This is a genomic window from Pedobacter sp. T50_32, assembly GCF_057652195.1.
In genome coordinates, this window is sequence record NZ_JBYFBY010000005.1 from 217,060 (window position 1) to 229,281 (window position 12,222).

9 protein-coding genes are annotated in these 12,222 nt (G+C 37.1%); 3 read left to right on the forward strand and 6 right to left on the reverse strand.

Going from position 1 to position 12,222, the window contains the following annotated elements; genetic code table 11:
* Positions 1–87: 87 nt before the first annotated feature.
* The gene (locus tag AC23ME_RS16070) at positions 88–1,842 is read right to left on the reverse strand and encodes a tetratricopeptide repeat protein (RefSeq protein ID WP_487728795.1); all 1,755 of its coding nucleotides are present in this window, start codon (positions 1,840–1,842) and stop codon (positions 88–90) included.
* A gap of 307 nt (positions 1,843–2,149) precedes the next feature.
* Here AC23ME_RS16070 and AC23ME_RS16075 point away from each other — a divergent pair, with 307 nt between their 5' ends.
* The 3 genes from AC23ME_RS16075 to AC23ME_RS16085 all read left to right on the forward strand — a co-directional run bounded on the left by AC23ME_RS16075 (position 2,150) and on the right by AC23ME_RS16085 (position 6,518).
* Entirely contained in the window at positions 2,150–4,045 is a 1,896-nt protein-coding gene (locus AC23ME_RS16075; protein ID WP_487728796.1) for a S9 family peptidase, read from the forward strand.
* Positions 4,046–4,067: 22 nt separating this feature from the next.
* A complete protein-coding gene (locus tag AC23ME_RS16080) occupies positions 4,068–5,744 on the forward strand; it encodes a sensor histidine kinase (RefSeq protein ID WP_487728797.1) in 1,677 nt (558 codons plus the stop codon).
* Positions 5,745–5,825: 81 nt separating this feature from the next.
* On the forward strand, positions 5,826–6,518 hold the full coding sequence (locus AC23ME_RS16085; RefSeq protein ID WP_487728798.1) for a response regulator transcription factor: 693 nt from the start codon (positions 5,826–5,828) through the stop codon (positions 6,516–6,518).
* Positions 6,519–6,650: 132 nt separating this feature from the next.
* Here AC23ME_RS16085 and AC23ME_RS16090 read toward each other — a convergent pair whose 3' ends face one another.
* From AC23ME_RS16090 to AC23ME_RS16110, 5 genes are all read right to left on the reverse strand, one after another.
* A complete protein-coding gene (locus tag AC23ME_RS16090; RefSeq protein ID WP_487728799.1) occupies positions 6,651–7,544 on the reverse strand; it encodes a UbiA prenyltransferase family protein in 894 nt (297 codons plus the stop codon).
* Between the two features lie 85 nt (positions 7,545–7,629).
* Positions 7,630–8,889 (reverse strand): metallophosphoesterase, encoded by a 1,260-nt coding sequence (locus AC23ME_RS16095; protein WP_487728800.1) that lies wholly within the window; start codon positions 8,887–8,889, stop codon positions 7,630–7,632.
* A gap of 183 nt (positions 8,890–9,072) precedes the next feature.
* Positions 9,073–10,554, reverse strand: coding sequence for a P-loop NTPase family protein (locus tag AC23ME_RS16100; RefSeq protein WP_487728801.1), 1,482 nt, complete (start codon positions 10,552–10,554; stop codon positions 9,073–9,075).
* Between the two features lie 70 nt (positions 10,555–10,624).
* A complete protein-coding gene (locus tag AC23ME_RS16105; protein ID WP_487728802.1) occupies positions 10,625–11,716 on the reverse strand; it encodes a vWA domain-containing protein in 1,092 nt (363 codons plus the stop codon).
* Between the two features lie 143 nt (positions 11,717–11,859).
* Positions 11,860–12,213: an FEKKY domain-containing protein gene (locus AC23ME_RS16110; RefSeq protein WP_487728803.1), complete on the reverse strand. Its 354-nt coding sequence runs from the start codon at positions 12,211–12,213 to the stop codon at positions 11,860–11,862.
* Positions 12,214–12,222: the final 9 nt, after the last annotated feature.

Consider the following 12,222-nt stretch of genomic DNA (forward strand, 5'->3'; position numbering starts at 1 on the left):
GGAAGGCCTAAAGCCTAAAGCCCAAAGGCTAAAGGAGTAGACGGTGTTAAAATCCAAGGTCTAATGCAAATCGTGAAATTTTCAGCCCTAAACTGTTTCACCACGTAGGTTGCGGTATCTTTTTCGTGCTTCTGTATTTAGAATACTGCCTGGGAAATCTGTGATTAACTGCTGATAAAGCTTTTTTGCTTCTTCCATATTACTCAGCTGATGCTCGTATAAATCGGCTAAAGTAAAGATGGCATCATCAATCCAAATACTAGTAAAATGTGATGAAATTAATTGTTTGAGATTACTTTCTGCTTTTGCAAACTCGCTGTTCTTAATAAAGATGCGAGCTTTAGCCATCAAAATATCGTCTGCTAAACTATTTTTCGGGAAAGCAATATCGATACTATCCAATTTTTTTAAAGCGGCTGAAGTGTTGTTGGTAAATTGTAGCATTTCAGCATCAGCATACATGATTAAAGCTAAACTGTCATTTTTACTTTGAAGGTTATCCGAGATCAGCAAACTCAGGTTTAAAGCATCATTTGCGATCAGCTGTGAGGTAGAAGCTTTAAGTACATCAGCTTGTGATTTGGCAAATTTGAAGTTACCCTGATAAAATGAAAGCCTTGCCGAACGAAAACGAGCATCACTAGCTATAGGTAAATTATCGTTTTGCTTGGCTACTTGTTCGTAAATTAGTACTGCTTCCCAAGGCTGTTTGTTCAATACATAAATATCACCTAAATCAATCTTTAACTGACCAATTTCTGTAGCAGGTAAACCTGGAACTTTGAGTGCTTGTTCCAAAGTTTTTTCCGCTTCTGATAAATTGTTGAGATAATAAGCTTGTAGATATGATAACTTTTTGAGCGCAAATATAGTTTGAATATTGATGCCATACTGAGTAATTACCTGCGAAAACTCATCTGCCAAAGCTTTAATGGCAACTTGGTCGATTTTGCCCTGTACCGCTAATTCATATTTGGCATTAATGAGCTGTATTTTTGAAGGTAAATACAGCTCATTTTCCGTTCCTTTCGCTATAATGTACTCGTAGGCTTTAATAGCAGTAGGAAAAGCCTTATTCGCAACAAACGTATTGGCAGTATTAAACAGCAAGTTCGACGAATTCTTTGTACGTCTGTCTTGTGCAATCATTTGCCTTAGCGCCATTTCATATTCTTGCTGCTGAATAAACTGCCAAATCAGCAATTCGGTAAAGATTTCATTTTGTGGATCTTTCTGAATTTTCTTTAGCAAAGCTGATTGTAATAATTGATAGTCGTTATTACTCTCAAAAAGATTGGCCAAAATGCTTTGTGCTTGTGGCATCAATTGTGGATTTGCAGGTAGCGCATTTAGGTATTCGTTTACCAACGCCTGTTTATCCTTTTTGAAACGGTAAATACTCAGTAGTTCAAAGGTGAACAATTGTTCGTCTTCCAATACTTTTCTACCCTGTAAAAAAGTGTTCACCGCCATGTCATAAGCTTCAAATCTGTAAAAAGCGTTGGCCAAATCTCTAAATTGAAATTCGTTTTTAGGAACGTTTTGAATAGCGTTATAATAGATTTTGTTTGCTTCGGAGGTTTTTCCACTTTCTTGATAAATTCTTCCCAAAGCAATTTGATAGTTAATTTTTTGTGGCGACTGTTTAATGAGCCTTTTGACCAAAGTTTCTGCTTCGTCGTATTTTTTTATTTTAAGCAAAGAGGTGTAATACAAATCGAAATAACCATCGTTACGGTTGCGATTGAATAACTTTTCTAATAATGCAGCAGCTTTCTCGTAATCTGCCTGCTGGTAATATTGGTAGGCCAAAGCTTCATCTACATTATCTTGCGCCCACATAGTGGATGATAGACAGCAAGCCAATAAAAGGAGCAAGAAATGTTTCATCTATTCGGAAATTCTTTATCGTAGCTAAATCTCGGGTGTTGCCAATCATCAGCTTTGCTAAAATTAAATTTTTTAACTTATAATTATGGTATTCAATTAAAATAACGTCGTAACAAGCACTGTATTTTAAATGTTACGCTGCTTTGTTTTTACTAAACAACAAAATTTGTTTTATTTGATTAACCGCACAAACGTGATAGCTAAGTAACAATGTTAATGTTTATAGCCAACCGCAATTAGTGTTGTGTAATTTTGTGATATGATGACGGCTGTGAAAAAATATGTATGGTTATTGGTGGTTGCGGTGCTTTTTGCTTGTAATGAGGGCGAAAAAGTAAGGCAAGTGCCAGTTAACGATTTTTTCAAAACCCAAGATCGGGCATTATATCGCTTATCGCCCAATGGCAAATACATTTCGTATTTAACCCTTAAAGATAAAAAGCAGCATTTAGTAGTAGAAGATTTAGAAGATGGCAAAGTTACCGAAGTATCTAAATTGGAAGAGCGAAATATCAATTTTTATTGTTGGGTAAGTAACGATCAATTGATTTACTACAAGGAAAAGGAAGCCAGCAGATTTCAAACAGATTTATACATTGTTAATAGAAACGGTACCGAAGAACGCCTTTTAAATGCTGATGAAAAGAGCAAAGTTCGTTTATTGGAAGATCAATTGATTGATAATAAGTTCTTGCTGGTGACCAGTAACAAAAGAGATTCTACCGTTTTTGACGTTTATCGTTTAAATGTAAGAAACGGTCAGATGCTTATTGCTGCTAAAAATCCGGGCAATTTTACCAATTGGCTTACCGATAGCAAAGGCAAGTTGCGCATGGCAATTTCTACCGATGGCGTGAATGAATCGTTGTGGTACAGAGAAAGCGAAAACAAAGATTTCAAAAAAATCATTACCAACAACTTTAAAACTACTTTATGGCCGGTAGCTTTTTCGGAAAACAAACCGAATACTATCTACGCAATTTCTAATGTAAACCGTGATAAAAACGCCTTAGTAGAGATAGACTGTACCAACGGGAAAGAGAAAAATGTACTATTTGCTGATGATACTTTGAACGTGGTTGAAGCGCAGTATTCAAAACGACGTGGTAAAATGGATTATGTAGTGTACGAAACTTGGAAAAAGGAGAAGCACTACCTGAATGAAGAGGCTAAAAAACTATTTGGTGCGCTAGAAAAATTGGTGCCAGATGCAGAATATCGCATTATCCATAATGATAAAGATGAACAGCACTTCATTGTGAGAACATTTACGGATCGTAGTCCGGGGGCTTATTACATCTATCATTCTGAAAATAATCAGTTGAAAAAACTGAGCGATCTTAATCCTACAATTAAGGAAGAAGAGATGTGCGAAATGAAGCCCATTGCATATACTACTGTGGATGGGTTTAAAATAAATGGTTACTTAACGCTTCCATTGGGTTTAAAATCGGAGAATTTACCTGTTGTGGTTATTCCCCATAATGGACCTGGACAACGTAATAGCTGGGGCTTTAATTCTGATGTGCAGTTTTTGGCCAATAGAGGTTATGCTGTGCTGCAAGTTAATTATAGGGGTTCTACAGGTTATGGCAAGGAGTTTTACGCTGCTGGCTTTAAAGAGTGGGGGCAAAAAATCCAACAAGATGTTGATGCTGGAGTACAATGGTTAATTGACCAGAAAATAGCAGATCCGCAAAGAGTGGCTATTTATGGCTATGGCTTTGGTGGGTTAATTGCCGTTAATAGTGCTGTGGCTAATCCGAAAATGTACAAATGTGCTGGTTCTAGTGCAGGCGTGCTCAACCTTTTCAGTTATTTAAAAACAATACCGCCATTTTTAACTTCTAACCTACAGATGTTTTATGAAATTGTAGGAAATCCGATTAAAGATGCTGATTACATGCGACAAGCTTCACCAGTTTTTCATGCAGATAAAGTTAAAATTCCGATATTTATTACGCAGAGTTCTAAAGACCCTCGTATAAATGGTAATGATGCTGTGCAGTTTGTGAAAGAACTGAAGAAATTAAATCTTCCGGTAACTTATTTAGAAAAGGAAGAAAATAAAACTGCATTAAACAGGGAAGAAGCTAGGAAGAAATCGTACGCTGCTTTAGAACTTTTCTTACAAGATAATCTTAGAAAACGTTAAGCGAGAGCACTAAATAGAGCGTATGCCTAAACAATCAGTAAAAGAAAGCGGATATCGCAAGAATTTTTCCCTTATTGCTACATTCATCGGATTAATTTCGGTGCTATTTGTATTGTCGCTTTTTCTTGCCTTTAATTTTAGTACAAAAAAAATAGAGGGCGATTTTATTTCTGCAAAAACAAATGTACTTGAGGAAAGTATCAAGCCCTACAATGATTTCTTCCTTAATAAGCTGCCAGAAATATCTTACTATAATGGCTATTTAGATTCTACTACAGCATCGAAATTTGTAGATACAATTTTGTTGAAATATCCATTTGTAAAACGGGTGGTGTTTTTTGATGCCGAAGTTCGCAATTCGAGATATGAAGAAAATGGTTTAAACGTAGGCAATTTTTCGGTGGGGATGAAGAGTGTTTACCAGTTTGGCACCTACATACCTGCAGATTCTGTAAAGATTTTCGGCACAAATGCTATTCCTTCCAATACTACCTTAGAAAATTTTAATGAGTTGGCGTTAAAGCTGTACACTTTCGTACATCGGTTAGATACAGCAAGAATGCCTACACAGGAAGATCTCTTCAGTAATTTTTCGAACATTAAACCTAACAGAATTGATTATTTCAATATTCCGAGGTTTGAGGATTTGAAAGTGTACAAGCAGATGATTAATGAAAAACTGCTTTCTGAGCCCATTTATCAGCAAGATATGCTCTCTTTCGAGCTAGATCCGATGAAGATGAAGATCAAAAACAATAGACCTTTGCTTTATCAATCGGTGCGTATTGAGCCTGTAACTTACGATCCTTTAGAAACTTCATCAGAATATGTAACAGGTGAAATTACGTTAGGCGGTCCGTTTTCGGCCTATAAGTTGTACTTCATTTCTGCCAAATCTTTCATCAAGAAGGAAATTTTTAGTTACTTTTTTCCTATTGCAGCGGTAATCTTGCTTTTTTACGGCTTGTTGCTTTTGGTAGCTTTCCTTATCTATAGAAATTTGAATATCAACCATAAGATGTTTAAACTGCAGTACGATTTCATTACCAATTTAACGCATGAATTTAAAACGCCGGTAAGTGTCATCAAAATTGCTGGAAATAACATTAAAAGTGCGGTAAGTATCTCCGAAAGGGAACAAAAACTTTACGGTAAAATATTAGATGAGGAAGCCGATAAATTGAATGGTTTGATGAATAAATTACTTGCATTTACGCAGATTGAGAACAAAGCCATCAAGCTTAATGAAGATAGGATTAATATCACTGAATTTATCGAAAGTACCATTGATGTACATCAGCTAAAGCACCCAGATTTCAAGTTGAGCTATGAAGTAACAGATTTTACGCATTTTACTACAGATCCGGTTTTGTTAGGTAGCTTATTTGATAATCTGATGGAGAACGCTTACAAATACTCGCCAGCAGACAAAAAACAATTACACATCACTGCCCGTTTAATTAAAGATAAAATTGTGCTGCGTTTCAAAGATGCGGGTATAGGTATACCAGCTTCAGAAATAAACAATATATTTAAGAAGTTTTACCGAGTGCAAAATCAGTATAACCAGGCTGGAAGTGTGGGTTTAGGTTTGGCTTTTTGCAAGGAACTTGTTAATTTTATGAAAGGCGATATCAGCGTTCGCAGCGTTGTAAATAAAGGAACAGAATTTAAAATAGTACTACCATATAATAATTGAAATGTTGTAAAGTTTTAACGTTGTAATGTTGTTCGTCAACTTTCCAACTTTCCAACTTCACAACCTTAAAACAAAAATACTATGTCAAAAGATATCAAAATATTAATTGTTGAGGATGATGAAAACCTACGTTTTTTAACAGCAATGCGATTAAAAACGGAAGGGTATCAAGTTATAGAAGAAGCAGATGGTATTGCCGCTGTTGAGACTATTAATTCCGAAAAACCAGATATTGTACTTCTTGATTGGATGTTGCCAGGTAAAGAAGGTTCTGAAGTTTGTGAGGAAGTGCGTAAACAGGGCTTCGAAGGTTTGATAATTATGATGACTGCCAAAGCGCAAGACGTAGATAAGATTGATGCTTATCAATTCGGCGCTTCCGACTATGTTACTAAGCCATTTAATCCAGAAGTATTGATTGCGATGTTAGATAGTAAGGTGAAATTTTTACTCAATAGCGATAAGTCAGAAATTCATCGTTTTGGTAACATGGAGCACCATCCAAATATCCACACTTTATTCCGTGATGGTAAAAAAATTGAGCTGACTATCTTAGAAAACAGGATATTGCTTTACTTTTTGCGTAATCCAAATCAGGTAATTAGCAGGGAAGATTTGATGTTGGAGGTTTGGGGCTACAACTCTGATGTAAACACGAGAACTTTAGATATGCACATTGTTCGTTTACGTAAGAAAATTGAAGTTAATCCAGATAATCCGCAGTTGTTGCAAACCGTAAGAGGTGTTGGTTATAGGTTTAACGTTGGGAGTTAGAAATGTACTAACTCTCATAACGGCGTCATTTCGAGTGTAGTCAAGAAATCTTTGAAGTTGCTAACTGAAATGTATGACAAAGCCCAAAGATTTCTCCATTTCGCTGCGCTTCAGTCGAAATGACGAAATTCGTTAAGCCAGTGTAACACTCAACCAACTACACAAAACCAAAATCACATATTGTAGCAACATGGTTCCGTCTAGGTAAAAGAAATAGAAATATTCATTTCTTTTGATGTTAGATTTAAAGATGAGCCACCCTGTAAGCACTACAGTTAAGGTTAAGCCAATTACATCAATATTGATGCCTTTAGTAAATAGCACTAAAAGCAAAAGATAAATACCTAATAAGGCCTGGCAGAAAATCCAGGCTTTTTTTTCGCCCAAAACTACCGGAATGGTTTTAAGTTCGTAAAGTTTGTCTTGGAATAAATCTCTAATATCAAATGGAACAGTAATGGCGCAAATGAACAGAAACCTCTTCGCTAATAACAACACAGTTTCGCTTAATGGAACCTGTATCTGATGCAGACTTTCTAATTCTACAATAGGAAGCAAAACGCAACTACTTGCCCAAACAAAGGCAATTAAAAAAAGCTTTATTCCGGGAATATTTCGTAATCCTATTTTCTTATTGTTGAGTGTGAGAAATGGGATATTATAAGCAACCGCCAGCAAACCCACAAATATCATCAACAATTTTGATTCGAAACTGAGGTATAGCAAGCCCAGCGGAATTAAACAAAGTGCCGAAATTAAAGTGGTAGAAATTGTTAAACGATGGTGAGCGAAAATCCATCTCACCCTTTTAAAAGGTGAGTTTTGAGGTTCTTTTGGTTTAGATAATAATACCGCTAAGTTGTAGATCAATAAGGTGGAGAAGAACAGAAAAGCTAATACAGCTTCACTCGGCTTAGCTTTTAATAAATGATAGGTAACCAGGCCTTGAGCAACTGCGCAAATCGCAATAAAAAGATTGCTGAATAGCAGAAAATCAAGAATGGATGAACCTAGTTTTTTGAGCATGTTATTAGTTATGAGTTGCGTGTTACGAGTTATGGGAAAGAACTATACGCTTAGACACGTAACTAATAACCCGTAACACACAACACTAAGCTCTGCTTAACGTAAATATCGTAATTTCTGGCAACATACCAACACGGCCTGGGTAGCCTAAAAAGCCGTAACCAACATTCACATACAATTGTTGCTGTTGCTCTTGATATAAACCAGCCCATTCTTTGTAGATGTATTGCACTGGGCTCCACTGCGTGTTTTCTAAACGTACGCCAAACTGCATGCCGTGGGTATGACCAGCAAAAGCCACATCGATATCTTTGTACTTTTCTAGAACTTCTCCACGCCAATGCGATGGATCGTGAGATAACAATAGCTTCACTGGTAAATCTTCAGTGTTTTGCATGGCTATGTCCATTTTTCCATATTTAGGAAAACGGCCCATGCCCCAGTTTTCAATACCTACAATTCCAATTTCTTCGCCGCCAACTTTTATGCGTCGGTTTTCGTTCATCAACAAATCCCAGCCCATAATTTTGTGCGAAGCCACCATGTCTTGCAAGTTTTTAACCTTAGCAGGAGATGTTTCCCTGCCAAAATGATAGTCTCCATAATCGTGATTACCCAACACAGAATATACGCCCAAAGGAGCTGTTACTTTGCTGAAAATATCTTGATAGTCTTTAAGTTCGCTAGTAAGGTTGTTCACCAAATCTCCTGTGAAGAAAACTAAATCAGGTTTTTCTGCCAACAACATATCTACGCCACCTTTTACAGCGGTTTTATTGTAAAAACTTCCGGAGTGGATGTCTGTAATTTGTGCTAAAGTAATACCATCAAAAGCTTTTGGTAAGTTCGGGAGTTTTAAGTTTACCCTCCTAATTTGGTAATCGTAAGCACCAGAGATGATGCCCCAACTTAGTGAACTTAAAGGCACTGCACCTGCAATTAACCCAGCTTTCACTAAAAAAGAAGAACGACTGATAGGTTCGCCTTTGATAGTTTCTTTCGCTGCTTCTGTTGGCTCTTTTTTCTTCTTCAATAGTCGGAAGAACTTGATACCAAATCTTCTTAAATCATCAATTAATAAGAATGGCAGCATGACCAATTTACCTGTGCTAATTAAAAAGAAAGCAACCAAGATAATTGCTCTTGCTGATAAAAATAAGTTAAGGTAAATAGCACAGAAAACGCCGATAATTAAAGCGATGTTGATTGTCCACCAAGCTCTTTTAAAGAATTTTTTAGTGCTGTCTTTCCATTTTTTGAAAACAGCTAGAATTGCGTAGTAACAATAAAAGTCGAATAAGATGACGATAATGCAGAGTACTGTTAGAAATAATGTTCTTCCCATGTGGGGTGTAAAATTAATTTATTTGTTAGATGTTTTTTTAATGGATTTGTTTCAGTCCCGCTTCGTCATTTCGACCTTGTGGAGAAATCTTTGAAGCGCCTTTACAGAATTCAAAGATTTCTCGGTTTCGCTGCGCTTCACTCGAAATGACGATTGGCCTATTCTCGAATGAAGGCAAGTTATTTACCCAAAATCCTCCTCGTCATCATCCATATCTGCGTTAAACAAACTATCAAACATATCAGAGAAACCGAAACCGCCATTTAAATAGTTTTTATTCAGTTGCGAATATTCCGATAAGCCATGCAGCACAAATTCCATTAACAACAAGGTTTGGTTTGCACTTAGCTTAGGATGGAATTTCTTCACTAAATCTTCCAACCCATTAACCTTTTGAAGTTCTTTTTTGTAGTTATTCAGTGTTAGGTTATCATCAATGTCAATAGTGTTGCCTTCAGTAAACCATTCAGTAATTTCCGTGTAAGGATTAGCGGTTTTGCTTTTCTTCGCTCTAGTTGGGTCTGGGAAATACCTCGCAAATAAGTGCTTAACAGCTTTGCCAATTAAGGTATGTGCTACCTTCGCCGGACCTTCCAACTCACCTTCATAAACCAATTCAATCTTCCCCGTAACAGCCGGAATAATTCCACTGAAATCCGAAATACGCACAAAGGTAGATTTCTCTTTACTTACCAACATTCTTCGCTCTGCGTTACTAATTAAATTCTCAAAAGCTGAGATAGTTAAACGAGCAGAAACACCAGATTTTTGGTCGATGTATTCACTTTTACGAGCTTCGAAAGCCACTTGCTCTACCAAATCTTTCACTAAACCATCAGTTTCAATTAAACGTTGCTCATTAGTTAGTTTTGCTTCTTGGAAAGTAATTTTTCTAGAAATCTCGATAGACTTCGGATAATGCGTTAAAATCTGACTTTCGATACGGTCTTTCAGTGGCGTTACAATGCTGCCACGGTTGGTGTAATCTTCTGGGTTTGCAGTGAACACAAATTGAATATCCAAAGGTAAACGCAATTTGAAACCTCTAATTTGGATATCTTTTTCCTGTAGCATATTAAACAGAGCCACCTGAATACGAGCCTGCAAATCGGGCAATTCGTTAATTACAAAAATGCTGCGGTGTGCTCTTGGTATCAATCCAAAATGGATTACACGTTCGTCGTTGTAAGTCAGCTTTAAGTTTGCGGCTTTAATCGGGTCAACATCGCCAATCAAATCGGCCACGGTAACATCTGGCGTAGCCAGTTTCTCTGTGTAGCGCTCGCTGCGGTGCAACCAAGCAATCGGAGTGGCATCGCCTTTGGTTTCAATTTCATTTCTGCCAAACCACGAAATAGGGTTCAATGGGTCGTCGAAAATCTCGCTACCAGCAATGTAAGGAATGTATTCGTCCAACAGATTTACCATTAAACGGGCAATACGAGTTTTCGCTTGTCCGCGTAAACCTAGCAATAGCACATTGTGACGAGCCAATATTGCCGTTTGCAATTCTGGGATTACTGTTTCATCGTAACCTAAAATACCTTCGAAACCTGCTTCCTTATTTTGTAATTGAGTAATTAAATTCTTCCTTAATTCGTCTTTAACGCTTAAAGACTGGTATGATGTGGCTTTTAATTCGCCGAGTGTTTTTGCTTCTGTCATAAAGGTATAAGCTTTAAGGTATATGGTTTAGGGTTTACAGCCTTATGCCTTCAACCCTCCACCTTTTACCTTATCTAATCGTTCTTCTTCTATTTTTAATGTAATCTTCAAATATATATTCGCCCAAACCGTTGAGCGAACTGTAAAATGCCCTGCCGCCGTTAATTTCGGTAAACTGTCTTACAAACTGTTGCAAGTAGGGGTCTTTGGCAATCATAAAGGTTGTGATAGGGATATTCAATCTTTTGCATTGTGCCGCCATATTTAGCGTTTTGCCAATTACTTTTCTGTCTAAACCAACGCTGTTTTTATAGTATCTGCCGTTCTCTTTCAAACAAGTCGGCTTGCCATCGGTAATCATGAAAATTTGCTTGTTATGTGTTTTTCTTCTGCGTAGCAAATCTGTAGCTAATTCTAATCCAGCAAAAGTGTTGGTGTGGTACGGACCAACCTGTAAATACGGTAAATCCTTGATGGTAATTGGCCAAGCATCGTTACCAAAAACTACGATATCCAAAGTGTCTTTCGGGTATTTCGTTTTAATCAGCTCTGCTAAAGCCATTGCCGTTTTCTTGGCAGGCGTAATTCTGTCTTCGCCATACAAAATCATCGAGTGCGAAATATCAATCATCAACACCGTAGACGTTAAAGTTTTGTAATCCTTTTCTTCCACTTCCAAATCGCGTTCGGTAAGTGTAAAATTGCCAATTCCGTGGTTAATTTGCGCATTATGGATAGAAGCAGTCATGTCAATTTGGTCTAAACTATCGCCAAAACTAAACTCCCGTCTATCCGCATTTTTCTCCTCGCCAATGCCCGAAATATTACTGTTGTGATTTCCTTTACCAGCTTTTTTCAACTTCCCAAAAATCTCTTCCAAAGCCGATTTACGGATGGTTTGCTCTGTTTTTGCAGTAATCTTTGTTTCGCCATTTTCTTCACTGATGTAACCTTTTTCCTTCAGGTCATCAATAAAATCGCCCATACCGTAATTCTTGTTGGTGAACTTGTACTGCTTGTCCAGTTCGTTCATCCAAGCCAAAGCTTCGCCCGCATCGCCAGCGGTATAGTTTAACAATTGCGTGAATAATTTCAGCAACTCATCAAAACCACCTTTAGGCAATTCATTGGGTAAAAATTTCGAAAAATGGTAACCTTTCATATCTCTCTGCTCAATAAAAACGTAGCAACTAAGTTAATGGTTTGGCAGGCTTAGTTTTTTAAGGTGGGTGTCATTTTTAAGCACAAGAAATCAAAGGAGAAAGACTTAAGATTGAGTTGCCAACTGCTTACTGAAAACTGTCTTCAATTTTCCAATTTCACCGGCAAAATTATCTTCAAGTCAGTTTGTTGCTCAAAATCTTTTGCCCAATTTTTGCCAAATTGCTTAGTCATGTGCAAATCCGTCGACCTATTTCGTCTTTCTAACTCATCGTAATCTACGCCCTCAGGTTCGCAACCACCCATGTTTTTAACCTCGAAGCGATATTTTTGCATTACAAAAATGGTGTCGTAATAAATGTAGCCAGCAGGTGGCAGCTCACCATAGGTATAATAAATAATGGTTTCCTTTTCTGTTTTTTTAGGCGAAACAGGTTTTTGCGGTTGCTTACAAGCCACAAAAAGCAAAACGAATAAGCAACTTAAATAAGTTTTCATAAGCTAAAT

Excerpts from the sequence above, each read along its gene's own strand:
- AC23ME_RS16090 (WP_487728799.1), bottom strand. The coding sequence starts at position 7,544 with ATGCTCAAAAAACTAGGTTCATCCATTCTTGATTTTCTGCTATTCAGC.
- AC23ME_RS16105 (WP_487728802.1), bottom strand. The coding sequence starts at position 11,716 with ATGAAAGGTTACCATTTTTCGAAATTTTTACCCAATGAATTGCCTAAA.
- AC23ME_RS16110 (WP_487728803.1), bottom strand. The coding sequence starts at position 12,213 with ATGAAAACTTATTTAAGTTGCTTATTCGTTTTGCTTTTTGTGGCTTGT.
- AC23ME_RS16075 (WP_487728796.1), top strand. The coding sequence starts at position 2,150 with ATGATGACGGCTGTGAAAAAATATGTATGGTTATTGGTGGTTGCGGTG.
- AC23ME_RS16085 (WP_487728798.1), top strand. The coding sequence starts at position 5,826 with ATGTCAAAAGATATCAAAATATTAATTGTTGAGGATGATGAAAACCTA.
- AC23ME_RS16080 (WP_487728797.1), top strand. The coding sequence starts at position 4,068 with ATGCCTAAACAATCAGTAAAAGAAAGCGGATATCGCAAGAATTTTTCC.
- AC23ME_RS16100 (WP_487728801.1), bottom strand. The coding sequence starts at position 10,554 with ATGACAGAAGCAAAAACACTCGGCGAATTAAAAGCCACATCATACCAG.
- AC23ME_RS16095 (WP_487728800.1), bottom strand. The coding sequence starts at position 8,889 with ATGGGAAGAACATTATTTCTAACAGTACTCTGCATTATCGTCATCTTA.
- AC23ME_RS16070 (WP_487728795.1), bottom strand. The coding sequence starts at position 1,842 with ATGTGGGCGCAAGATAATGTAGATGAAGCTTTGGCCTACCAATATTAC.